Source organism: Pseudomonas alcaligenes (assembly GCF_041729615.1).
GTDB classification, from domain to species: Bacteria; Pseudomonadota; Gammaproteobacteria; order Pseudomonadales; family Pseudomonadaceae; genus Aquipseudomonas; species Aquipseudomonas alcaligenes_B.
On the sequence record NZ_CP154874.1, the window covers coordinates 199874 to 223492 of the forward strand.

The window sequence follows — 23619 nt, forward strand, 5'->3', positions numbered from 1 at the left end:
GTAAGGCATGACCGCGCCGGGAGGACGATGACGATGAAAGTCTGGGCAGTAGCCAATCAAAAAGGTGGGGTCGGCAAGACCACCACGTCCATCGCCCTGGCGGGCCTGCTGGCCGATGCCGGCAAGCGCGTGGTGGTGGTCGACCTCGATCCGCATGGGTCGATGACCAGCTATTTCGGCCACGATCCGGATACCCTGGAGCACAGCAACTACGACCTGTTCCTGCACCAGGGCAATGTGCCGCGGGACCTGCCGGCCAGTCTGCTGCTGCCGACCAGCCACGAGAGCATTGCCTTGCTGCCGTCCAGCACCGCGCTGGCCACCCTGGAGCGCCAGTCGCCGGGGCAGAGCGGTCTGGGGCTGGTCATCGCCAAAAGCCTGGCGCAGCTGTGGGACAAGTTCGATCATGCCATCATCGACAGTCCGCCGTTGCTCGGCGTGCTGATGGTCAATGCCCTGGCCGCCAGCCAGCAGCTGGTGATTCCGGTACAGACCGAGTTTCTCGCCGTGAAGGGCCTGGAACGTATGGTCAACACCCTCAACATGGTCAACCGCTCGCGCAAGCAGGCCTTGCCCTACACCATAGTGCCGACCCTGTTCGACCGCCGCACCCAGGCCTCGCTGAACACCCTGCGGGTGTTGCGCAACGCCTATCCCGAGCACCTGTGGCAGGCCTACATCCCGGTCGACACCCGCCTGCGCGATGCCAGCCGCGCCGGGCTCACGCCCTCGCAGTTCGACGGCAACAGCCGTGGCGTGATCGCCTATCGTGCGCTGCTCAAGCATTTGCTGGCCGGCCAGCCGGCCGCTCAGGTAGCCTGAGGGAGCCGGCTATGCTCAACAAACCTGTTCAAGTCAGCGCCCAGACCTGCCGATAGGCTGTACAGACCTCTTTCGTGGAACGCCCTATGAGTCGCACCGCCGTCCCCGCCACCCGCTCCCAGCAGGCCCTGCAGTCCTATCTGGACGCCCTGCTGCAGGAGGCGGCTGCCGAGCTGGAACAGAGCGTCGACATCGATGAATTCGAGGCTGCGGTGCTCGAGGAGCAGGTGCGCGACGCGCGCCGCGACGAGCCGCGCCCGGTCCTGGCCCGCCCCCTGGCGCTGGCCGAGGCCAGGCCCGCGGTGCTGCCGACCATCGAGCTGCCCATGCCGGTGGTGCAGGAACCCGCCGCACCGGTGGTCCAGGTTGTCGAGCCGCAGCCTACTGTGGTGCAGGCGGAGCTTCCGGCTGCCGCAGTCAGTTTCGACGGCCGGCCGAGCTGGGCCGAGGAGCCGTTCGAGTGCCTGCTGTTCGACGTCGCCGGCCTGACCCTTGCGGTACCGCTGGTGTGCCTGGGCAGCATCTACCCGCTGGCGGGCGCCGAGCTGACCCCGCTGTTCGGCCAGCCGGACTGGTTCCTCGGCATACTGCCGTGCCAGGCCGGCAACCTGAAGGTACTGGATACCGCGCGCTGGGTGATGCCCGAGCGCTACCGCGATGATTTCCGCGAGGGCCTGCAGTACGTGATCTCCGTCGAGGGCTACGAATGGGGCCTGGCGGTGCACCAGGTCAGCCGCTCGATCCGCCTGCAGCCGAGCGAGATCAAGTGGCGCAGCCAGCGCTCGCAACGCCCCTGGCTGGCCGGTACGGTGATCGAACACATGTGTGCGCTGCTGGACGTCTCGGCCCTGGCCGAGCTGATCGCCAGTGGCGCCACGCGCAACGGGGCGGCCCGCCCGCACTGAAGCGGCCGGCGCTCTATAGTTAATGACAAGCGGGCTCACCCGCGAACGCCGCCAAGGGCGGCAATCAGACCGAGGCTAGGGACATGAAGAAAACGTCAGCGCAAGGTTCCGAAGATCCTATCCTGCAGTGGGTAACCTTCCGCCTGGATAACGAGACCTACGGCATCAACGTGATGCAGGTGCAGGAAGTCCTGCGCTACACCGAGATCGCCCCGGTTCCGGGCGCGCCGGCCTATGTGCTGGGCATCATCAACCTGCGCGGCAACGTGGTCACGGTGATCGATACCCGCCAGCGCTTCGGCCTGTCGCCGGCGCCCGTGACCGACAACACCCGCATCGTCATCATCGAGGCGGACAAGCAGGTGGTGGGCATCCTGGTCGACAGCGTCGCCGAGGTGGTCTACCTGCGCCAGTCCGAGGTCGAGACCGCGCCGAACGTGGGCAACGAGGAGTCGGCCAAGTTCATCCAGGGCGTGTGCAACAAGAACGGCGAACTGCTCATCCTGGTCGAGCTGGACAAGATGATGTCCGAGGAAGAGTGGTCTGAGCTGGAGAGCATCTGACCCATGTTGGAGATCGCGGTGGCCGTGCTCGGCCTGTTCTGCGTGCTGCTCGCAGGCTTCTGCTACCAGCTGTCGCTGAAGCTGCGCCAGCAGGCCGAGCTGCAGAAGGAGCGTGACGCCCTCCGCGATCAGCGGCTCAAGGAGGTGAGCCGGCGCCTGGATGCCTACCTGACCGGCAGCATCCGCATGGGCGAGGAGCTGCACGAGCTGCGCCGCATCGTCGCACCGCTGCCAGACAAGCTCAGCCAGATGGAGCAGCGCGATCCCTCCAGCCTGTCCTTCACCCAGGCCGCGCGCCTGGTGGGGATGGGCGCCAGCGTCGACGACCTGACCCACTCCTGCGGCCTCAGCCAGGCCGAGGCCGAGCTGGTCAGTCGCTTGCACCAGGCGCAGAAGCAGCGCGGCTGAGCTGCCTTACTCCCTTCCGTTCTTACCTTTCCGGTGGCCCGCGCTATTGATTCCAAGCGCGGCGCACCCCTCTACCTAAGCTGAATGCATGGGGCCGGCTTCCGAGGAGGTCCACTATGCGTTTTGCACTGATGTTGCTGTTGTGCCTGGTCGTGCCGAATCTGGAGGCCAGCGAGGCGCCGCTGGAAGTCAGGGGGGCCACCACGGTGAACGCGGCGCAGGCGCGCCAGCTCTACGAGCTCGGCGTGCTGTTCATCGATGTACGGCCGGCCCGCGAGTGGAGCTGGGGCCACGTGCATGGTGCCCTGCACATGGCGCTGGACGGGCGTTTCGCCGACCTGGCCCAGCCTGACTGGCCGCGTGGCATGCCGATGGTGCTGTACTGCGACAGTGAGGTCTGCCCGCAGGGCGCCGAGGCCGCGCGCCGCGCCGTGGGCTGGGGCTATCAGCAGGTGTACTACTTCCGCTCCGGCTACTTCGCCTGGCAGTTGCTGGACTTTCCCCAGGGCAAGGGCAGCGCGGGTGAGCTGATCGCCTTCATTCCCGGGGCGCCGCCAACAGCGGCGGGGCCGGACTGACCCGGTCTGGCGTGACGTCGCGCTCCGCCGGATTCTCGACGAAACCGTCCGGGCGCTTGCCCTTCAGGTACCAGGCGAAGGCGATGATCTCGGCGATGCTGCGGTACAGCGGCTCGGGGATCGCATCGCCCAGTTCCAGGCGAGCCAGCAGGCGCACCAGCTCGGCATTCTCGTAGATCGGCACCTCGTACTCGCGGGCGATGGCCAGGATGGCTTCCGCCAGTTCATCGTCGCCCTTGGCGGTCAGGCTGGGGGCGCTGGCGCCGTCGTAGGAGAGGGCGATGGCCTGGCGTGGTGCTTTGTGCTTCATGCGGTCTCGTCCACCCAGCGCTGTTCCAGATGAGTCTTCGGCCCTTGTGGCGGCATGCCCTGGCGACAGCTCAGCTCGCCGACCTCCAGGCCAGCGCCCTGCAGGCGCTGGCGCAGGTTGTCCAGTTCGCGGTCGATCAGCTGCGCGGTGTCGGCACGCTCGGCCCACAGCTGGCTGGACAGGCTGCCGCGCAGCAGCTGTGCCTGCACCTGCAGCGGCCCCAGGGGATCGAGGTCGAAAGCCAGCTCGATGCGCCACAGGGTTTCCTTCTGCTCCTTGCCGCCCTGCGCGCCGGACTCCTCGCGCTGCAGCTTGACCTGCAGGGGTACCACGTCCTGCTGGTTGCGCATCGGCAGCTCCAGCTGCCAGGTGGTCAGCAGGTTGCCTTCCGGGGTCACCTGGGTCTGCGCCAGGCTCGACAGCTGGTGGGTCTGCAGGCGCGACACGGCGGCCGCGGCCAGCTTGAGCAGGGTTTCCAGGTCGGCCTCTTCGTCCATTGACTGCAGCAGGCGCGAGGGCAGGGGGAAGCTCATGGCCTGCTGCCGCAGGCTGGCCTGGCCGAGTGCGCCCAGGGCATTGCGGAGGAAGCTGGGCAGGGCCTGCGCCAGGGCATTGCCGGCGTTGGCCGAGGGTAGGGCAGCACTGCCAGGCAGGCTGGGCAGCAGCTGGGCGACCAGGCGCAGCAGGTTGGCCTTGAGATCCTGCGGCAGCTGCTGGGTCTGGCCGCCGAGCAGCTTGGCTTCGAGGAACACGCCGCTCTGCTCCATGGCCTTGGCCAGGCCGTCGGCGCTACCCAGCTGCTTGCCGTCGGGCAGCAGGCCGAGCAGCTTGTCGATGCTGGCGCGCAGTTCGGTCGGCAGGCCATCCTGCCGGGCCATGCCCTGTAGGCCCTTGAACAGGCCCTCCAGCGAGCCCTGGCGACCTTGCTGGGCCGCCAGTTGTTGGCCCAGCACCAGTTGGTCCAGGCGGCCGCTCAGGGGCAGGAATCCGAGGCTCTGGCTGCCTTGTACCTGGGCGGTGAGCAGGCTGCCCAGCGGCAGCGGCAATGGCGTCTCGACGCTCAGCTTGCTGCCGGCCAGTGGCGTGTTGAGCAGGTTGACCACTACCCGGTACAGGACCTGCTGGGCCTTGAGCTGGGCGAGCTGCTCACGGGCCTCGACCTTGCCCTGCAGCAAGGTGCCGACCGGCAGCTGCTCCAGGTCCAGACTGGTCAGCAGCTTGCTGTCGCCGCCCTGCAGGGCCAGCGCCAGGCGTGTTTCCGACAGCGCGGTGACGGCCAGCGCGGTGCCCTGGGCCAGTGGCCGTGGGCTGCTGGCCTGCAGGGTGGCCTGCTTGCCGCTATCCAGCGTCAGCTTGAGTAGCAGTTGGAAGCTTTGCGCGGTTTCCTTGGCGGCCAGCACCTCGGCCTTGGCGGTTTCGCCGGCGGCCAGCAGGCCTTCCAGGGGCTGCAGTAGCTTCACCGCCAGGTCGGCGGCGCTGACTTGGGCGGGGCGAACGGCCGCTGGCGTCGCGGGGAGCGGGCGAGGACTGCTGATTTCTGCCATGGCCGGGTTACACCCTGTCAAAAAGCCGGCTTCGGAGGGCGAAGCCCGGCATGTATAATGCCGTCCCGTTCGGGCTGGCTATGCGGTCAACTTGCCACAGTATAGCGGCCAGCCCCCCTCCGACTTGAACCCCTGCGGGACGCCATGCAGTGACCAGTCCACGACTCCAAGCCGTTGCCCTCGCCTGCGAGCGGGACTGGCGCCTGCTCTTCGACGGCCTGGAACTGGACCTCGCCGGTGGCACCCTGCTGCAGGTGGCCGGGCCCAACGGCAGCGGCAAGACCAGCCTGCTGCGCCTGCTCGCCGGGCTGATGCAGCCGACCGCTGGCGACGTGCTGCTGAACGGCAAGCCGCTGGCCCGCCAGCATGGCGAACTGGGCCGTAGCCTGCTGTGGATCGGCCACGCCGCCGGGATCAAGGGCCTGCTCACCGCCGAGGAAAACCTGGCCTGGCTCTGCGCCCTGCATCAGCCGGCCACCCGCGAGGCGATCTGGCAGGCGCTGGAGGCGGTGGGCCTGCGCGGCTTCGAGGATGTGCCCTGTCACACCCTGTCTGCCGGTCAGCAGCGCCGCGTGGCTCTGGCCCGGCTGTACCTGGGCGCGCCGCCGCTGTGGATTCTCGACGAACCCTTCACCGCCCTCGATAAGCAGGGCGTGGTGCAGCTGGAGGCCCATCTGGCGGCGCATTGCGAGCAGGGTGGCCTGGTGGTGCTGACCACCCACCACAGCCTGCAGCAGACCCCCTCTGGTTATCGGGTACTCGACCTGGGGCAGCGCAGCGTATGAACAACGTCTTCCTCCTGCTGCTGGCCCGCGAGTCGCGCCTGCTGTTCCGCCGCCCGGCCGAGCTGGCCAACCCGCTGGTGTTCTTCGCCATCGTCATCGCCCTGTTCCCGCTGGCGGTCGGCCCGGAGACCAATCTGTTACAGACCTTGTCGCCCGGGCTGATCTGGGTTGCGGCGCTGCTGGCCGTGCTGCTCTCGCTGGACGGGCTGTTCCGCAGCGATTTCGAGGATGGCTCGCTGGAGCAGTGGGTCCTTTCGTCGCACCCGCTGCCCCTTCTGGTGCTGGCCAAGGTGCTGGCACACTGGCTGTTCTCGGGGCTGGCGTTGGTGCTGCTGGCGCCGCTGCTGGCCTTGATGCTCGGCTTGCCGGGGCGCTGCCTGCCGGTACTGCTGCTGTCGCTGCTGCTCGGCACCCCGGTGCTGAGCCTGCTCGGCGCAGTGGGCGCGGCGCTGACTGTCGGTCTCAAACGCGGTGGCCTGCTGCTGGCCCTGCTGATACTGCCGCTGTATATCCCGGTGCTGATCCTCGGAAGCGGGGCGCTGCAGGCGGCTCTGCAAGGATTGCCGGCGACCGGCCACCTGTTGTGGCTGGCCAGCCTGACCGCCCTGGCGGTCACCCTGACACCCTTTGCAATCGGCGCCGGGCTGAAGATCAGCGTCGGCGAATAACCAAGAGTTGGCGTGAAGATGAAGTGGACTTGGTTCCATCAATGGGGTTCGCCCAAGTGGTTCTACGAACGTAGCGGCCGCTGGCTGCCGTGGCTGGCCGCCGCCGCCGTTCTGCTGCTGGTGGTCGGCATCGCCTGGGGCCTGGCCTTCGCGCCACCGGAGAAGTACCAGGGCAACAGCTACCGGATCATCTACATCCACGTACCGGCGGCCTTCCTCGCCCAGTCCTGCTACCTGTTGATGGCGGTGGCCGGCCTGGTCGGCCTGGTGTGGAAGATGAAGCTGGCCGACGTCGCCCTGCAGCAGGCCGCGCCGATCGGCGCCTGGCTGTGCTTCCTGGCGCTGGTCACCGGGGCCATCTGGGGCAAGCCGACCTGGGGCACCTACTGGGTGTGGGACGCGCGCCTGACCTCGATGCTGATCCTGCTGTTCCTCTATTTCGGCATCATCGCCCTGGGCAACGCCATCTCCAATCGTGACAGCGCGGCCAAGGCCTGCGCCGTACTGGCGCTGGTCGGCGCGGTGAATATCCCGATCATCCAGAAGTCGGTGGAGTGGTGGAACACCCTGCACCAGCCGGCCACCTTCAAGGTCACCGGCAAGGCCAGCATGAGCATGGAGATGTGGCTGCCGCTGCTGCTCTGCGTGCTCGGCTTCTACTGCTTCCTCGGCGCCGTGCTGCTCTATCGCATGCGCACCGAGGTGCTCAAGCGCGAGGCCCGCAGCAGCTGGGTGCGTGCCGAAGTGGCAAGGCTGGTGGAGGGCAGGGCATGAGTTTCGAATCCTTCGGCGAATTCCTCGCCATGGGCAACCATGGCCCCTACGTGTGGTCGGCCTACGCCATCAGCCTGGCGGTGCTGGCCATCAACGTCGCGCTGCCGATCCTCGCGCGCCGGCGTTATCTGCAAGACGAGGCGCGCCGTTTGCGCCGGGAGAAGCAACAGTGAACGCGGTCCGCAAGAAACGCCTGTATATCGTTCTGGCCATCCTGGTTGGCGTCTCCGCCGCCGTCGCCCTGGCGCTGACGGCGCTGCAGGAGAACATCAACCTGTTCTACACCCCGACCCAGATCGCCAATGGCGAGGCGCCCCAAGACACCCGCATCCGCGCCGGCGGCATGGTGGCCAAGGGCTCGGTCAAGCGTTCCGCCGACTCGTTGGACGTCGAGTTCGTGGTCACCGACTTCGCCAAGAATGTGACCATCCGCTACCGCGGCATCCTGCCGGACCTGTTCCGCGAGGAACAGGGCATAGTCGCCCTCGGCAAGCTGGGCGCGGACGGCGTTCTGGTGGCCGACGAGGTGCTGGCCAAGCACGACGAGAACTACATGCCGCCGGAAGTGACCAAGGCGCTCAAGGAGAGCGGTAAGCTGCCGGCCGACGCCGAGGTCAAGCCATGACTGCCGCTTTGATGATTCCGGAGCTGGGCCACCTGGCCCTGATCCTGGCGCTGTGTCTGGCCGTGGTGCAGTCGAGCCTGCCGCTGGTCGGCGCCTGGTTGGGCGACCGCCAGTGGATGGGCCTGGCCCAACCGGCGGCCTGGGGCCAGTTCGCCATGCTGGCCTTCGCCTTCGCCTGCCTGACCTGGGCCTTCATGGCCGACGACTTCTCCGTGGCCTACGTGGCGCAGAATTCCAACAGCGCCTTGCCCTGGTACTACAAGTTCAGCGCCGTGTGGGGCGCTCACGAGGGCTCGCTGCTGCTGTGGGCACTGATCCTGGCCGGCTGGACCTTCGCCGTGGCGATTTTCTCGCGCCAGCTGCCGGACGAGATGCTGGCACGCGTGCTGGCCGTGATGGGCATGATCAGCGTCGGCTTCCTGCTGTTTCTGATCATCACCTCCAACCCCTTCGCGCGCCTGCTGCCCAACAGCCCTGCCGATGGCCGTGACCTCAACCCGCTGCTGCAGGACTTCGGCCTGATCGTCCACCCGCCGATGCTGTACATGGGCTATGTCGGCTTCTCGGTGGCCTTCGCTTTCTCCATCGCCGCCTTGCTCGGCGGCAAGCTGGACGCCGCCTGGGCGCGCTGGTCGCGGCCCTGGACCATAGTCGCCTGGGCCTTCCTCGGTGTCGGTATCGCCCTCGGCTCCTGGTGGGCCTACTACGAACTGGGCTGGGGCGGCTGGTGGTTCTGGGACCCGGTGGAGAACGCCTCGTTCATGCCCTGGCTGGTCGGCACCGCGCTGATCCACTCCCTGGCGGTGACCGAGAAACGTGGCGTGTTCAAGAGCTGGACCGTGCTGCTGGCCATCGCCGCATTTTCCCTGAGCCTGCTCGGCACCTTCCTGGTCCGCTCCGGCGTGCTCACCTCGGTGCATGCCTTCGCCAACGACCCCGAGCGCGGCGTGTTCATCCTGGTGTTCCTGCTGATCGTGGTTGGCAGTTCGCTGGCGCTGTTCGCCCTGCGCGCACCGGTGGTCAAGAGCCAGGTCGGCTTTGCCCTGTGGTCGCGCGAGACCCTGTTGCTGGGCAACAACCTGGTACTGGTGGTGTCGGCTGCCATGATTCTGCTCGGCACCCTCTATCCGCTGGTGCTGGACGCCCTGACCGGCGCCAAGCTGTCGGTTGGCCCGCCGTATTTCAACGCGCTGTTCGTGCCGCTGATGGCGCTGCTGATGCTGGTCATGGCGGTCGGCGTGCTGGTGCGCTGGAAGGACACGCCGGTGCAGTGGCTGCTTGGCATGCTCACCCCGGTGCTGGTCGGCGCCGTGATCCTCGGTTTCATCGCCAGCTGGGCTTTCGGCGACTTCCACTGGAGCGTGCTGGCGGTGTTCCTGCTGGCCTTCTGGGTGCTGCTGGCCGGTGTACGCGACCTGCTCGACAAGTGTCGGCACAAGGGCCTGTTCAAGGGCATGCGCAGCCTCTCCAGCAGCTACTGGGGGATGCATCTGGCACACCTGGGGATGGCCGTTTGCGCCATCGGTGTGGTGCTGGTCAGCCATAGCAGTGCCGAGCGCGATCTGCGCCTGGCCCCGGGCGAGTCGCTGGAGCTGGGCGGCTATCGGTTCGTCTTCGAAGGCGCCGAGCATTTCGAAGGCCCCAACTTCACCTCGGACAAGGGCACCGTACGCGTGCTGGAGGACGGCGAGGAAGTCGCCGTGCTGCACCCGGAGAAGCGTCTGTACACCGTGCAGCAGATGCCGATGACCGAGGCGGGCATCGACGCCGGCTTCACCCGCGACCTCTATGTGGCCCTCGGCGAGCCGCTGGAGAATGGCGCCTGGGCCGTGCGCGTGCACATCAAGCCCTACGTGCGCTGGATTTGGCTGGGTGGTCTGATGATGGGCCTGGGCGGCCTGCTGGCGGCCTTCGATCCGCGCTACCGGGTCAAGGTGCGTACCCGCGTGCGTGATGTGTTGGGCATGAAGGAGGCTGCCGCATGAAACGCCTGATCTTGTTGCTGCCGCTGGCGCTGTTCCTCGGCATGGCACTGTTTCTCTACCGTGGCCTGTTCCTCGATCCGCAGGAGCTGCCCTCGGCACTGATCAACAAGCCGTTGCCGGCCTTCAGCCTGCCGGACCTGAAGGACGAGCAGCGCCTGATCACCGAGAAGGACCTCAAGGGGCCGGCCTTGGTCAACGTCTGGGCCACCTGGTGCCCGACCTGCAAGGCCGAGCACCAGATGCTCAACCAGCTGGCCAAGGCTGGCGTGGTGATCCATGGCGTCAACTACAAGGACGACAGCGTGGCCGCGCGCCAGTGGCTGAAGGACTACCTCGACCCCTACCGGGTCAACGTGGCTGACCCGCAAGGCTCGCTGGGCATCAACCTGGGCGTGTATGGCGCGCCCGAGACTTTCCTGATCGATGCCCAGGGCATCATCCGCCACAAGTACGTCGGCGCCATCGATGAGCGCGTCTGGCGCGAGGAACTGGCGCCGCGCTACCAGGCGCTGTTGGAGAGCAAACTGTGAAGCGCCTGCTGATCGCCTGCCTACTCGGCCTGAGCCTGGTCGGTGTGGCCCGCGCCGCCATCGACACCTACGAGTTCAAGGACGAGGTGGAGCGCGAGCGCTTCCGCAGCCTCACCGAGGAACTGCGTTGCCCCAAGTGCCAGAACCAGAACATCGCCGACTCCAACGCACCGATCGCCACTGACCTGCGCCGCGAGATCTACCGCATGCTCGACGATGGTCGTAGCGACAAGGAAATCGTCGATTTTCTGGTCATGCGCTATGGCGACTTCGTCATGTACAAGCCGCCGCTGGACAGCCGCACTTGGCTGCTCTGGTACGGCCCCTTCGGCCTGCTGGGCCTGGGCGCCGTCGTGCTCTGCGTGCTGGTGCTGCGCCGGCGCAAGGTGGAGCGGGCGCCCGCGCAGGTCGCCCTGAGCGCCGCCGAACGTGAGCGCCTCGACGCTCTGCTGAAAGAAAACCGGGATACCCAAGACTGATGATCGAATTCTGGCTCGCCGTCGGCCTGCTTTTGCTGGTCGGCACGGCTTTTCTGCTGATTCCCGTGCTGCGCGGCCGCCGCGCCCAGGCCGAGGAAGACCGTACCGCACTCAACGTCGCCCTGTACCAGGAGCGTCTGGCCGAGCTCACTGCCCAGCGTGAGGCGGGCACCCTGACCGTCGAACAGTTCGACGCCGGCCAGGCCGAGGCTGCGCGCGAGCTGCTGGCCGATACCGAGGGCGGCAGGGGCGGGCGTGTCCATCGCCTGGGCAAGGCGCTGCCGTTGCTGATGGCGCTGGCCGTGCCGGGCCTGGCCTTCGGCCTGTACTGGCAGTGGGGCGCCAGCCAGCAGCTGGCGGCCATGCAGGAGCAGCCATCGATCCAGCGCATGACCGCGCAGCTGGAGCAGGCGGTCAAGGACAATCCCGATTCTTCCGAGGCCTGGTATTTCCTCGGTCGCATCTACATGGGCGAGGGCCGTGCCGCCGAGGCGGCCAAGGCCTTCGAGCAGGTGATCCGCATCGCTGGGCGTGCGCCTGAGCTGCTCGGCCAGCTGGCCCAGGCCCGCTACTTCGCCGCCGGCAAGCAGTGGGGCGGCGAACTGCAGGCGCTGACCGACGAGGCGCTCAAGGGCGACCCGGGCGAGGTCACCAGCCTCGGGCTGCTGGGTATCGCCGCCTTCGAGGACCAGCGCTTCGCCGATGCCGTCGACTACTGGCAGCGCCTGCTGGCGCAGATGCCGGCGGACGACCCGTCACGCGCCTCGATCCAGATTGGCATCGACCGTGCCCGTGAGCAGCTGCAGGCCGCCGGCCAGTCGCTGCCCGAGACGCCGGCAGCCCCGAGCGCGGCGGTGATCAGCGTCAGCGTCGACCTGGCGCCAGAGCTCAAGGCCAAGGTGCAGCCGGGCGATGCGGTGTTCGTCTTCGCCCGCGCCGCCTCCGGCCCGCCCATGCCGCTGGCGGTCAAGCGTCTGACCGTGGCGGATCTGCCGACCCAGGTCGAGCTCAGCGATGCCGATGCGATGATGGAGCAGCTCAAGCTCTCCAGCTTCCCCGAGATCCAGCTGGTCGCCCGCGTTTCGCGCAGCGGCGTGGCCACCCAGGGTGAATGGGTCGGACGCGGCCAACCGATCTCCAGCAGCACCCGCGAGCCGCAACAGCTGCTGATCGACAGCCCGGAGCAGGCCCCGTGAGGCTCGCCCCGGCACTGCTGGCGCTGGCCCTGGCGGGTTGCTCCCTGCAACCCGCCATTACGCCCGGGGCGGGTGAGCCCGCACGCCAGCACAGCCATCCGCGCTACGCGCCGCCACCCGGCGGCAATGCCTACTGGGACCCGGCGCTGGGCGTGTACGTGCTCCAGGGCAGCAGCAAGCTGTATTACCGCGAGCGCGTCTACTACCGCTGGGATCGCGGCTGGAGCTGGGCCAGCAGCCCCCGCGGGCCCTGGCAGCCCACCGACAGCAGCGGCGTGCCGGCCGCTCTGGGGCGCAGCCTAGGTCACTGAGCGGCGTCACTCCGCGCTCGCCCTTGGCCGCGGAAAACCCTGTGATACACTCGCGCGACTTCCCGTTTCGCCCCTTGTCACAAGGATCTCCATGCACTTCATGGCAGCGGACCGCCTCGTCCTGCGCATTTTCCGCCCGTCCTTCGCGGAGGCCTCGGCATGCGCCTGAAGTGCATCAAGCTGGCGGGCTTCAAGTCCTTCGTAGACCCCACCACCGTCAGTTTTCCCAGCAACATGGCGGCGGTGGTCGGCCCCAACGGCTGCGGCAAGTCCAACATCATCGACGCCGTGCGTTGGGTGATGGGCGAGAGTTCGGCGAAGAACCTCCGCGGCGAGTCGATGACCGACGTCATCTTCAATGGCTCCAACACCCGCAAGCCGGTGACCCAGGCCTCCATCGAGCTGATCTTCGACAACAGCGACAACTCGCTGGTGGGCGAGTACGCGGCGTTCGCCGAGATTTCCATCCGCCGCCGGGTCACCCGCGACGGGCAGAACACCTACTTCCTCAACGGCACCAAGTGCCGCCGCCGCGACATCACCGACATCTTCCTCGGCACCGGCCTGGGCCCGCGCAGCTACTCGATCATCGAGCAGGGCATGATTTCCAAGCTGATCGAGGCCAAGCCCGAGGATCTGCGGAATTTCATCGAGGAAGCCGCCGGCATCTCCAAGTACAAGGAGCGCCGCCGCGAGACCGAGAGCCGCATTCGTCGTACCCAGGAGAACCTGGCGCGCCTGACCGACCTGCGCGAAGAGCTGGAGCGCCAGCTCGAACGCCTGCACCGCCAGGCCCAGGCCGCCGAGAAGTACCAGGAATACAAGGCCGAGGAACGTCAGCTCAAGGCTCAGCTGGCGGCCCTGCGCTGGCAGACGCTGAACCTGCAGGTCGGTAGCCGCGAACAGGTGATCGGCGACCAGGAAGTGGCCTACGAGGCCCTGGTGGCCGAGCAGCGCAGCGCCGACGCGAGCATCGAGCGCCTGCGCGACGGCCACCACGAGCTGTCCGAACGCTTCAACCAGGTGCAGGCGCGCTTCTATTCCGTGGGCGGCGACATCGCCCGGGTCGAACAGAGCATCCAGCACGGCCAGCAGCGCCTGCGCCAGCTGCAGGATGATCTCAACGAGGCCGAGCGCGCGCGTCTGGAGACCGAATCGCACCTGGGCCATGACCGCACCCTGCTGGCGACCCTGGCGGAAGAGCTGGCCATGCTCGAACCCGAGCAGGAGCTGACCAGCGCCGCCGCCGAGGAGTCCGCCGCCGCCCTGGAAGAGGCCGAGAGCGCCATGCATGGCTGGCAGGAGCAGTGGGAAGGCTTCAACCAGCGCAGCGCCGAGCCGCGCCGCCAGGCCGAAGTACAGCAGTCTCGCATCGCCCAGCTGGAGCAGAGCCTGGAGCGTCTGGCCGAGCGCCAGCGCCGCCTGGCCGACGAATTGGCCCAGTTGGCGGCCGATCCGGAAGATGCTGCCATCCTCGAGCTGGCCGAACAGCTGGCCGCCAGCGAGCTGCAGCTGGAAGAGCTGCACGCCGCCGAAGCAGGCCAGGCCGAACGCCTCGAACAGTTGCGTGGCGAGCTGCAGCAGGCCACCCAGGCCCAGCAGCAGGCCCAGGGCGAGCTGCAGCGGCTGAATGGCCGCATCGCCTCGCTGGAGGCGTTGCAGCAGGCCGCGCTGAACCCGGGCAAGGGCGCCGCCGAATGGCTGCGCGAACACCAGTTGAACAACCGTCCGCGCCTGGCCGAAGGCCTGCGCGTGGAAAGCGGCTGGGAGCTGGCGGTGGAGACGGTGCTCGGTGCCGATCTGCAGGCCGTGCTGCTGGACGATTTCAATAATCTGAACCTGGGCGGTTTCGACCAGGGCGAGCTGCGTCTGGTCAATCCGCAGAACGGTGGAGGCCGCGTCGCTGGCAGCCTGCTGGACAAGGTCGAGGCCAGCATCGACCTGGCGCCCTGGCTGGGCAAGGTACGCCCGGTGGAGAGCCTCGATCAGGCCCTGGCCCAGCGCTTGCAGCTGGGCGAGGGCGAGAGCCTGATCAGCCGTGACGGCTACTGGGTCGGCCGACACTTCCTGCGTGTGCGCCGTGCCAGCGAGGCCGAGAGTGGCGTGCTCGCCCGTGGTCAGGAGCTGGAGCGCCTGCAGGGCGAGCGCGACGAACGCGAGGCGGCCCTGGCCGATCTCGAGGACAACCTGCAGCGCCTGCAGGCCGGCCAGCGCCAACAGGAAGAGGTGCGTGAGCAACAGCGCCGCCTGGTGCAGGACGAATCACGTCGCCAGGGCGAGCTGAAAGCCAGGCTTTCCGCCGGCCAGGCCAAGGCCGAGCAACTGGCGCTGCGCCGTCGCCGCTTGGAGGAAGAGCAGGAGGAGGCTGCCGAGCAGCGCGAGCTGGAGCAGGAGCAGCTGGGCGAAGCGCGCCTGGTGCTGCAGGATGCGCTGGACGCCATGGCCACCGATACCGAGCAGCGCGAGCAACTGCTGGCCACTCGCGACCAGCTGCGCGAGCGGCTCGACCGGGTGCGCCAGGAGGCGCGCCAGCACAAGGATCATGCCCACCAGCTGGCCGTGCGCCTGGGTTCGATCAAGGCTCAGCACGAGTCCACGCGCCAGGCGCTGGAGCGTCTGGAGCTGCAGTTCGAGCGCGCCATCGAGCGCCGCGAGCAGCTTTCGCTGAACCTGGAGGAGGGTGCCGCGCCGCTGGAAGAGCTGCGCATGAAGCTCGAAGAGCTGCTGGAGAAGCGCATGGGCGTGGAGGACGAGCTCAAGCTCGCCCGTCTGGCCCTGGAAGATGCCGATCGCGAGCTGCGTGATGCCGAGAAGCGGCGCAGCCAGGCCGAGCAGCAGGCGCAACTGCTGCGCGGCCAGCTGGAGCAGCAGCGCATGGACTGGCAGGGCCTCAACGTGCGGCGCAAGGCCCTGCAGGACCAGTTGCTGGAAGACGGCTACGACCTGCACGGGGTGCTCGCCACCCTGCCCAGCGACGCCAGCGAGGCAGCCTGGGACCAGCAGCTGGAGCAACTGGCCGGGCGCATCGCCCGGCTAGGCGCGATCAACCTGGCGGCGATCGACGAATACCAGCAGCAGTCCGAGCGCAAACGCTACCTGGATGCGCAGAACGCCGACCTGGTGGAGGCGCTGGAGACCCTGGAAAACGTCATCCGCAAGATCGACAAGGAAACCCGCAACCGCTTCAAGGAGACCTTCGACCAGATCAACGCCGGCCTGCAGGCGCTGTTCCCCAAGGTCTTCGGTGGCGGCCATGCCTACCTGGAGCTGACCGGCGAGGACCTGCTGGATACCGGCGTGGCGATCATGGCGCGGCCGCCGGGCAAGAAGAACAGCACCATCCACCTGCTGTCCGGCGGCGAGAAGGCGCTGACCGCGCTGGCCCTGGTGTTTGCCATCTTCAAGCTGAATCCGGCGCCGTTCTGCATGCTCGACGAAGTGGATGCGCCGCTCGACGACGCCAACGTCGGCCGCTATGCGCGGCTGGTCAAGGAAATGTCGGAGACGGTGCAGTTCATCTATATCACCCACAACAAGATCGCCATGGAGATGGCCGATCAGCTGATGGGCGTGACCATGCACGAGCCGGGCTGCTCGCGTCTGGTGGCGGTGGATGTCGAGGAGGCCATGACCCTGGTCGAGGCCTGAAAAGTCAGGAAATGCCTTGCGACGGTGCACATTTACCGTTCGTCGTGCTAGCTTAGGCCTCACTTTTGTTACACGCGAAAATCACCTGTAAAAACATACAGTTGTTCGCGTTCCAAAGGGGCAGGAAGCCCTTATTTTCATTACATTTTCATCGTTCAGGGGCTTGGGAGTTTCATGGAGCTGCGCTATTGGCTGATCGTCATTGGTGTCATCGTCATCGTCGGCATTCTGTTCGACGGCTGGCGCCGCATGCGGGGCGGTAGCGGCAAGCTGAAGTTCAAACTCGACCATAGCTTCAGCAATCTGCCCGACGACGATGCCGACCCCGATCTGCTGGGCCCGGCGCGGGTCATCGATCGCAAGCGCGAACCCGAATTCAACGAAGCCGACATGCCCAGCATGAGCGCCAGCGAGATCAATCGCCGGCGCAACCTCGAGCCGCAGCAGGGCGACCTCAATCTGGATTCTGACGAGCCTGTGCCCACGCTGCTGACGCCGGTCGAGGAAGAGGAAGACAAGCCGGCCGCCAAACCCAAGGAACAGGCGCCGGTCGAGGAAGTGCTGGTGATCAATGTGATCGCCCGCGATGCCGAGGGCTTCAAGGGCCCGGCACTGCTGCAGAACATCCTGGAGAGCGGCCTGCGCTTCGGCGAGATGGACATCTTCCACCGTCACGAGAGCATGGCTGGCAACGGCGAAGTGCTGTTCTCCATGGCCAACGGCGTCAAGCCCGGCACCTTCGACCTGGACGACTTCGAGCTGTTCTACACCCCGGCGGTGAGCTTCTTCCTCGGCCTGCCGGGCCCGCGCCATCCGAAGCAGGCCTTCGACGTGATGATCGCCGCCGCGCGCAAGCTTGCTCACGAGCTGAACGGCGAGCTGAAGGACGACCAGCGCAGCGTGATGACCGCGCAGACCATCGAGCATTATCGCCAGCGTATCGTCGAGTTCGAGCGCAAGAAGCAGCTCGCCGGCAAACGCTAAGCGCTCCACCCCCATGCAACCCCAAGAGCAGCCTAGGCTGCTCTTGTCGTTTCTCAGGACCCAAGCCATGACCGACGCCGCCCAACGCATTGCCGAGCTCCGCGCCGAGCTGGATGAGCACAACTATCGCTACTACGTGCTGGACGAGCCGAGCGTGCCCGACGCCGAGTATGACCGTCTGTTCCGCGAGCTGCAGGCGCTGGAGGCCGAGCATCCGGAGCTGGTGACGCCGGAGTCGCCGACCCAGCGCGTCGGTGGCGAGGCGCTCAGCGCCTTCGGCGAGGTGCGCCACGAGGTGCCCATGCTCAGCCTGGGCAACGGCTTCGAGGAGGAGGACCTGCGCGCCTTCGACCGCAGCGTGCAGGGTGGCCTCGGCCTCTCTGGCGGCGACTTGTTCGGTGGCGGCGCCGAGGTGGAATACAGCTGCGAGCCCAAACTCGATGGCCTGGCCGTCAGCCTGCTGTACCGCGATGGCCAGCTGGTGCGCGGCGCCACCCGCGGCGACGGCAGCACCGGCGAGGACATCAGCGCCAACGTGCGCACCATCCGCAACGTGCCGCTGAAGCTCAAGGGCGAGGGCTGGCCGGCTGTGCTGGAAGTGCGCGGCGAGGTCTACATGCCCAGGGCCGGCTTCGACGAACTGAATGCGCGCCAGGCCGAGAGCGGCGCCAAGACCTTCGCCAACCCGCGCAATGCGGCCGCCGGCAGCCTGCGCCAGCTCGATCCGAAGATCACCGCCAGCCGCCCGCTGGAGTTCTGCTGCTACGGCGTCGGCCAGGTCAGCGGCGAGCTGCCGGCCACCCAGGTCGGCATGCTCGAACAGCTCAAGGCCTGGGGCGTGCCGATCAGCCGCGAGCTGAAGCTGGCGCGCGGCATCGAGCAGTGCCTGGCCTACTACCGCGATATCGGCGAGCGGCGCATGGCGCTGCCCTATGACATCGACGGTGTGGTATTCAAGGTCAACAACATCGAGGACCAGCAGCAGCTCGGTTTCCGCGCGCGCACCCCGCACTGGGCTCTGGCCCACAAGTTCCCCGCCCAGGAGGAGCTCACCGAGCTGCTCGATGTGGAGTTCCAGGTCGGCCGCACCGGCGCCGTCACCCCGGTGGCGCGCCTGAAACCAGTCAAGGTGGCCGGCGTCACCGTCTCCAACGCGACCCTGCACAACATGGACGAGGTCGCGCGCCTGGGCCTGATGATCGGCGACACCGTGATCATCCGCCGCGCCGGCGACGTGATCCCGCAGGTGATGCAGGTGGTGGCCGAGCGCCGCCCGACCGATGCCCGCCCGGTGCAGGTGCCCGAGCAGTGCCCGGTGTGTGGCTCGGCTGTCGAGCGCACCCAGCTGGTCAAACGCAGCAAGGGCCGCGAAACCACCAGCGAGGGCTCGGTCTATCGCTGCGTCGGTCGTCTGTCCTGCGCCGCCCAGCTCAAGCAGGCGATCATCCACTTCGCCTCGCGCCGTGCCCTGGACATCGAGGGCCTGGGCGACAAGATTGTCGAGCAGCTGGTCGATACCGGCCTGGTGGCCTCGCCGGCCGACCTCTACACCCTGACCTACGAGCAGGTGGTGGTTCTGGAAGGCTTCGCCGACCTGTCCACGCGCAACCTGCTGGCGGCAATCCGCGATAGCGCTAGACCGACCCTGGCGCGCTTCATCTATGCCCTGGGCATTCCGGACGTAGGCGAGGAGACCGCCAAACTGCTGGCCCGTGCCCTCGGCTCGCTGGCGCGCATCCGCGTGGCCCTGCCGGAAGTGCTGACCTACCTGCCGGACGTCGGCCTGGAAGTGGCCTCGGAAATTCGCAACTTCTTCGAGGACGCGCACAACCTCAAGGTCATCGATGACCTGCTGGCCCGTGGCATCGAGTTGCAGGAGGAGGGCGATCTCAGTCCCGAGTTCTCCGCCTGCGCGTCCCTGGCGGGCTTCATCGACAAGCTCAACATCCCCTTCATCGCCGCCACCGGCGCGGAGAAGCTGGCGGCCAGGTTCGGCAGTCTGCAAGGCGTGATCAACGCCGACTGGCTCGACCTGCGCCAGGTCGAGCGCCTCAACGAGAAGGCCGCCAGGTCGCTGCGCGAGTTCTTCGACATCCCGGCCAACGCCGAGCGCGCTTTGCGCATTGAGGCGCAGCTGCGCGAGTTCGGCATGCACTGGGCGAGCGAGAAGAAGGTGGTCGATGGCTTGCCGCTGGCCGGCCAGACCTGGGTGCTGACCGGCACCCTGGAAGTCATGAGCCGCGACCAGGCAAAGGAGAAGCTGGAGAGCCTGGGCGCCAAGGTGGCCGGCTCGGTGTCGGCCAAGACCACCTGCGTGGTGGCAGGGCCAGGGGCTGGCTCGAAGCTGGCCAAGGCCGGTGAGCTGGGGGTTCGCGTGCTGGACGAGGCCGCGTTCATCGACCTTCTGGCCCAACATCCGGGCTGATTAACGTGCGGCCTGATCGGTGTCTTGCACCACCAGCGTCTGCCGGCAGACGGGCTCTCTGGTCAGGCGGGGGTCACCGGCGAATTGCTGACAGAGCTTCCGTGCCCGTGCCAGTAGTTCGGCGGGGGCGCGCTCATCCACTTTCTGCCATGTCGCGTTACGCAGGTCGAGGAGGCGGAAGCCGACCCGCTCTTCGTCATAGTTGCCGTAGGTAAGCATGTCGCCTGTGCCGATATGTGTGTATTCCTTGCGCTCGATGAGCGCAGGAATCCATTCCGGCTTCAGCTCGATTTCGCCGCTCGGGCGGACTCGGTAATAGCCGATACCTTGCTGCAGTGCCTGGTCGGGGTCGGGGTCGTTGCTGAGGACGGCGGGTACCGAGAATCCCGATTCGACGAAGAAATCGCGCTGCGTGGGGGCAGACTGGAATAGCGACAGGCCATCGGGTTTGGCATCTGGAGACAGCCCGAGGTGGTCGAGAGTCGTAGGCAGAATATCGATCAGCCCGACCGGCCTGTCGACCGACAGACTCGTGCTGGAGAGCGTCGGTTTACCCTTCCGATAGACCTGCATGGCAAGCAGGACCCGGTACTGGGCGGGGAGCGTGGCATGGGTTCCGTGCCCATTGACCGACAACTGCCACCTGTTCTCATCGCTTCTTGTGCCGGCCAGGTCCAGGGCATCGGTCGAGAAGGATTCTCCATGGTCCGAAATGAAGAAGATCAGCGCATTGTCGAGACGGCCGGCAGACCTCAGTTGAGCCATGAAGCGGCCGAACTGCGCGTCGGCTTCGCTGACGGCTTTCAGGTAGTTGAGGTAGTACTCATCGCTGTAGACCTCAGGAGAGAAACGCTTGAAGCGTTCCTCTGCAAGAGCGCGCTTGGGAACGAATGCATAAGGCCAGTGAGCCATGCAGAAATGCACGGCAGCCAGAGCGGGGGTCTCGGCAGGAATACCGCCCAGTTCGGCGGCTGCACTGTCGACGAATACCGAGCCGCGGTATGCGTTGTAGGCCGCTCTGTTGTTGTGGATGTAAGGAAAGAGGTGGCGACCCAGCGAGGTCTGGCGAGCGAAGTTCAGCACGGGGGTGTCGGAGGTGGCACCGAGCATGAAATCCCCCGCACCTACGTCTGGGCCGACTATTCGGTCGAAGCCATGCTGGCCTGAGATATTGGCGAAGCGGCGTTCGTCCATCGCCAGGATGCTTTGATAGCCGAGTGCTTTCAGATACTGGGGGAGGGTCCTGTACTGTGGATCCAGGAAGCTGTCCGGAATCAGATTGAAGCGTGCCCCGTGGCGAACCGGATAGACGCCGGTCAATATGCTCATCCAGGCCGGGTAGGTATGTGCCAGGGGCGTCACCGCATCGGGGAAGATCACGGCGTCGCGCAGATAACCCTGCAGGTGTGGCGTGTAGGTGTCGCCAATCACATCCGGGCGCAGGGAGTCGAAGCCGACGATGATGACATCGGGATGAGCTCGCAGCACTCTGGGCCCATCGTCTGTGACCAGGTTACCCGGCCAGGGCAGCCAGGCGGCCAGAACGCCTATGAGTGCCAGCGCCCACACGGGTTTGCGCAGCATCCCTCCGCCTAGTAGCAGCACCAGCCAGAGTGCGCTACCGCCCCACAAGAGGGCCCAGAGCACGGGGCCAGCCTCCTCACTGCCAGAGAAGAAGCTCTGCGGAAAGAAGCACCTGTTGGCTAGCAGCGCGAGTACGACGCCCCATACCAGCAACAGGCTGTATCCGCTTCTTTCCCTGGCAAGCCAGCGTGGTGACAGCCAGCGCCAGCAACCCAGGATCAGCGCGGCGAGTAGGAGGTGCAGCAGGATGAACGCCACGGCGAACCACAGCATGTCGAAGGCGAACTGGGAGTGAAGCAGTCCGCCGGAGAAGATCGACTCATAAACCCGCGTTTTCAGCAGGATGTGCAGTTTCGGCGCGCTGGTTAACAGCAGGTAGACCAGGCTGAGCAGCAGCAGGAATACCGTTCCCCCCAGCCAGAGGCGCCAGGAGGCCACGGAGCTGCCTTGATGCCTGCCGGGTTCCATTGTCATGGCCTGCATTCACTCCTGCGTCATGAGGCCCTGGGCGCTTCGTTGGTGCCCGCCTTTTCGTCATCGCCCATGAAGCGCGGCATCTCCCGAGGCCGGCTTTCATTGCGGTATTCGCTGGGAGTACAGCCCAGGCATTGCTTGAAGGCGCGCGCAAAGTAGGAGGGGTCCTTGAAGCCCGCCTCGTAGCCGATACTGGTGACCGGCATCTGGCTATTGGCGAGCAGGTCCTTGGCCAGTTCCATGCGCTTGTTCAGCACGTACTCCATGAAGCCCAGCCCCAGCACCTCCTTGAACAGACGGGAGAAACGGAACGGAGTCATGCCACAGCGCTGGGCCAGGTCCTTCTGGTCGATGCCTTCCTGATAGTGCTGGTCGATGTAACTCACGGCCTTCTGCAGAGCATGGTGCTTCTGGTGCTCCTTGGTCAGGCGAATGCTGTCCGGCAGGTTGCTGCTGCGCTCGATCTGCAGCTTCCGGGCATGTACATCCTCCTGCCAGCGCAGTTGGCAGAGTCGCTCCAGAGCCCTGAGGAAGCGGCTCTTTTCCGTGCCGCACAGCGGGAGTGCCACGTACTCCCAGACGCCCGAGCGCATCGCCCAGACGGCCAACTCCTCGGAGTGCTGGACGGTGAACATGCTGATGGGGATCGAGGGGACCGTGCGCTTGACTTCCAGCAGCAGGTTCAGCCCCAGAGCATCGGGCCTGTCGAAGTGCATGCAGATCATGTCCGGCGGCTGCCCCGAGTCACGCCCGGAGATCGTCGAGTCCTTGGCCAGGCGGCAATCGCAGGTCGAACGAAACTGCGCGATCAGCTCGTCTGCCGAACGATCGTGAGTCAGATCCATCCACAACAGGAATGGTCTGCGTTGTGCTTTGGCCAAGTCCGACTTCATAACCTTAGCTCTGCGCCTTTTTCTCTCGCCCCACTTGAGCAGTATTGTCACAGTGCCACTAGTGCAAATACCGAATGGCAATATCCGTCAATTTTTTGATAACCGCTCCGTGGAGACATGACAACTATTTGAAACATATAGGGAAGCACTTCGGCGGAAACTTGCCAGAGGCTGCCGCACGGGCTGCCGTCTGTCGCATGCGAATGGGGTGCAGGAGCACACGCATGGCATTCATGCCGAATGCGAGGAAGCAGCAAAAAACTCCTAGTGATCGACAAAAAACTCCTAACCCATCGAGCCAGCCTTCACTAGCGTCAGGATCAGGTCGGGCGTGAGGCGCGACTGCCAGCCAGATTGGCGTTGATCCAACTGATGAGGTGAGCGAGATGAAAATCGATACTGTCAAAGCCTCGGTAGTGAGGTTCCTGAAGGATGAAGAAGGCCTGACGATTGTGGAGTACGCGGTGGCCGGGGGGCTGATCACTCTGGCGGTGGTGGCTGCGTTCAACCTGCTAGGCGGTGCGGTGGACACCAATATTCGCGAGCTCTGCGGCGCAGTGAGCTCGAGCAACGGCTCCGTCACTCCCTGCTAGTCGGGTCGTCCACCATGAATGCTTGGCAGATGTCGATGCAGTATTGGCTGGTGGCTCTGCTGATGCTCGCGGCGGCGAGCGATGTCGCTTGCCGCCGCATTCCCAATCTTTTCGTGCTGATCGGCCTGCTTGCCGGGCTGCTCGGCCAGTACCTGCTGTCTGGCAGTCCGGCCCAGGCGATTTATGGCGCTCTGGCTGGCCTGGCGCTGTTCATGCCCTTCTATGCGATGGGGGGAATGGCGGCGGGCGATGTGAAGCTGATGGCCGTGGTCGGCGCTTTTCTCGGCCCACTGGGCGTGGCATGGGCTGCCGCGCTGACGCTGATCGCGGGCAGCCTGATGGGCATCCTGATCCTTCTGTGGCGCGGCCAGCTGTTCCGATTCGCGCAGCGTTACTGGGCCATGGCCAGTTTGCGTGCCTACGTACCGGCGCAGGCCGGGGATGCCTCGCAGCTGCGCTTCCCCTTCGCCCTGGCCATCCTGCTGGGGACTGTGGCCAGTCTCTACTGGCTACCGCTGCGGCCCTGGTGAGGGAG

24 protein-coding genes are annotated in these 23619 nt (G+C 66.3%); 20 read left to right on the forward strand and 4 right to left on the reverse strand.

Features of this window, described 5'->3' with window-relative positions; genetic code table 11:
* Positions 1-33 precede the first annotated feature (33 nt).
* The 5 genes from AAG092_RS00995 to AAG092_RS01015 all read left to right on the forward strand — a co-directional run bounded on the left by AAG092_RS00995 (position 34) and on the right by AAG092_RS01015 (position 3276).
* Positions 34-822, forward strand: a complete 789-nt coding sequence (locus AAG092_RS00995; protein ID WP_373388130.1) for a ParA family protein — start codon at positions 34-36, stop codon at positions 820-822.
* An 86-nt stretch (positions 823-908) separates the two neighbouring features.
* Positions 909-1727, forward strand: coding sequence for a CheW domain-containing protein (locus AAG092_RS01000; RefSeq protein ID WP_373388131.1), 819 nt, complete (start codon positions 909-911; stop codon positions 1725-1727).
* Positions 1728-1810: 83 nt separating this feature from the next.
* Entirely contained in the window at positions 1811-2290 is a 480-nt protein-coding gene (locus tag AAG092_RS01005; RefSeq protein ID WP_110683737.1) for a chemotaxis protein CheW, read from the forward strand.
* A gap of 3 nt (positions 2291-2293) precedes the next feature.
* The gene (locus AAG092_RS01010) at positions 2294-2698 is read left to right on the forward strand and encodes a DUF2802 domain-containing protein (RefSeq protein ID WP_110683738.1); all 405 of its coding nucleotides are present in this window, start codon (positions 2294-2296) and stop codon (positions 2696-2698) included.
* A gap of 116 nt (positions 2699-2814) precedes the next feature.
* Entirely contained in the window at positions 2815-3276 is a 462-nt protein-coding gene (locus AAG092_RS01015) for a rhodanese-like domain-containing protein (RefSeq protein WP_110683739.1), read from the forward strand.
* Here AAG092_RS01015 and AAG092_RS01020 read toward each other — a convergent pair.
* Both AAG092_RS01020 and AAG092_RS01025 read right to left on the reverse strand, forming a co-directional pair.
* Positions 3236-3586 carry an EscU/YscU/HrcU family type III secretion system export apparatus switch protein gene (locus tag AAG092_RS01020; RefSeq protein WP_373388132.1) on the reverse strand — a complete coding sequence of 117 codons (351 nt, stop codon included), beginning with the start codon at positions 3584-3586 and terminating at the stop codon, positions 3236-3238. The genes AAG092_RS01015 and AAG092_RS01020 overlap by 41 nt on opposite strands.
* Positions 3583-5130 carry a flagellar hook-length control protein FliK gene (locus AAG092_RS01025; RefSeq protein WP_373388133.1) on the reverse strand — a complete coding sequence of 516 codons (1548 nt, stop codon included), beginning with the start codon at positions 5128-5130 and terminating at the stop codon, positions 3583-3585. Before AAG092_RS01025 ends, AAG092_RS01020 begins: the two co-directional genes overlap by 4 nt.
* 149 nt (positions 5131-5279) lie before the next feature.
* On the opposite strand from AAG092_RS01025, the gene ccmA reads away from it, so the two are divergent.
* The 13 genes from ccmA (at position 5280) to ligA (ending at position 19540) form a co-directional block, all read left to right on the forward strand.
* Positions 5280-5915 (forward strand): cytochrome c biogenesis heme-transporting ATPase CcmA, encoded by a 636-nt coding sequence (ccmA, locus tag AAG092_RS01030; protein ID WP_373388134.1) that lies wholly within the window; start codon positions 5280-5282, stop codon positions 5913-5915.
* The gene (gene ccmB / locus AAG092_RS01035) at positions 5912-6583 is read left to right on the forward strand and encodes a heme exporter protein CcmB (protein WP_110683743.1); all 672 of its coding nucleotides are present in this window, start codon (positions 5912-5914) and stop codon (positions 6581-6583) included. The genes ccmA and ccmB overlap by 4 nt, the downstream gene beginning before the upstream one ends.
* An 18-nt stretch (positions 6584-6601) precedes the next feature.
* Positions 6602-7357 carry a heme ABC transporter permease gene (locus AAG092_RS01040; RefSeq protein ID WP_373388135.1) on the forward strand — a complete coding sequence of 252 codons (756 nt, stop codon included), beginning with the start codon at positions 6602-6604 and terminating at the stop codon, positions 7355-7357.
* Complete coding sequence (gene ccmD / locus AAG092_RS01045) at positions 7354-7530, forward strand: heme exporter protein CcmD (RefSeq protein WP_373388136.1); 177 nt, start codon at positions 7354-7356, stop codon at positions 7528-7530. Before AAG092_RS01040 ends, ccmD begins: the two co-directional genes overlap by 4 nt.
* A complete protein-coding gene (gene ccmE, locus AAG092_RS01050; RefSeq protein WP_373388138.1) occupies positions 7527-7982 on the forward strand; it encodes a cytochrome c maturation protein CcmE in 456 nt (151 codons plus the stop codon). Before ccmD ends, ccmE begins: the two co-directional genes overlap by 4 nt.
* An 11-nt stretch (positions 7983-7993) precedes the next feature.
* Positions 7994-9967 (forward strand): heme lyase CcmF/NrfE family subunit, encoded by a 1974-nt coding sequence (locus tag AAG092_RS01055; RefSeq protein ID WP_373389542.1) that lies wholly within the window; start codon positions 7994-7996, stop codon positions 9965-9967.
* Positions 9964-10497 (forward strand): DsbE family thiol:disulfide interchange protein, encoded by a 534-nt coding sequence (locus AAG092_RS01060; RefSeq protein ID WP_373388139.1) that lies wholly within the window; start codon positions 9964-9966, stop codon positions 10495-10497. Before AAG092_RS01055 ends, AAG092_RS01060 begins: the two co-directional genes overlap by 4 nt.
* Positions 10494-10976, forward strand: coding sequence for a cytochrome c-type biogenesis protein (locus AAG092_RS01065; protein ID WP_373388140.1), 483 nt, complete (start codon positions 10494-10496; stop codon positions 10974-10976). The genes AAG092_RS01060 and AAG092_RS01065 overlap by 4 nt, the downstream gene beginning before the upstream one ends.
* The gene (gene ccmI, locus AAG092_RS01070) at positions 10976-12172 is read left to right on the forward strand and encodes a c-type cytochrome biogenesis protein CcmI (protein ID WP_373388142.1); all 1197 of its coding nucleotides are present in this window, start codon (positions 10976-10978) and stop codon (positions 12170-12172) included. Before AAG092_RS01065 ends, ccmI begins: the two co-directional genes overlap by 1 nt.
* Positions 12169-12483, forward strand: a complete 315-nt coding sequence (locus AAG092_RS01075) for a hypothetical protein (RefSeq protein ID WP_110683749.1) — start codon at positions 12169-12171, stop codon at positions 12481-12483. Before ccmI ends, AAG092_RS01075 begins: the two co-directional genes overlap by 4 nt.
* Before the next feature lie 159 nt (positions 12484-12642).
* Positions 12643-16131: a chromosome segregation protein SMC gene (smc, locus tag AAG092_RS01080; RefSeq protein WP_373388144.1), complete on the forward strand. Its 3489-nt coding sequence runs from the start codon at positions 12643-12645 to the stop codon at positions 16129-16131.
* 174 nt (positions 16132-16305) lie between these two features.
* On the forward strand, positions 16306-17115 hold the full coding sequence (gene zipA / locus AAG092_RS01085) for a cell division protein ZipA (RefSeq protein WP_110683751.1): 810 nt from the start codon (positions 16306-16308) through the stop codon (positions 17113-17115).
* Positions 17116-17182: 67 nt separating this feature from the next.
* Positions 17183-19540 carry an NAD-dependent DNA ligase LigA gene (gene ligA, locus AAG092_RS01090; protein ID WP_110683752.1) on the forward strand — a complete coding sequence of 786 codons (2358 nt, stop codon included), beginning with the start codon at positions 17183-17185 and terminating at the stop codon, positions 19538-19540.
* Here ligA and AAG092_RS01095 read toward each other — a convergent pair whose 3' ends face one another.
* Together AAG092_RS01095 and AAG092_RS01100 are read right to left on the reverse strand one after the other, a co-directional pair.
* Positions 19541-21598: a sulfatase-like hydrolase/transferase gene (locus tag AAG092_RS01095; RefSeq protein ID WP_373388145.1), complete on the reverse strand. Its 2058-nt coding sequence runs from the start codon at positions 21596-21598 to the stop codon at positions 19541-19543. It lies immediately after the preceding gene.
* A gap of 20 nt (positions 21599-21618) precedes the next feature.
* Complete coding sequence (locus tag AAG092_RS01100) at positions 21619-22491, reverse strand: response regulator transcription factor (RefSeq protein WP_373388147.1); 873 nt, start codon at positions 22489-22491, stop codon at positions 21619-21621.
* Between the two features lie 386 nt (positions 22492-22877).
* Here AAG092_RS01100 and AAG092_RS01105 point away from each other — a divergent pair, with 386 nt between their 5' ends.
* Together AAG092_RS01105 and AAG092_RS01110 are read left to right on the forward strand one after the other, a co-directional pair.
* A complete protein-coding gene (locus AAG092_RS01105; protein WP_373388148.1) occupies positions 22878-23084 on the forward strand; it encodes a Flp family type IVb pilin in 207 nt (68 codons plus the stop codon).
* A 14-nt stretch (positions 23085-23098) separates the two neighbouring features.
* Entirely contained in the window at positions 23099-23614 is a 516-nt protein-coding gene (locus AAG092_RS01110) for a prepilin peptidase (RefSeq protein WP_110683756.1), read from the forward strand.
* Positions 23615-23619: the final 5 nt, after the last annotated feature.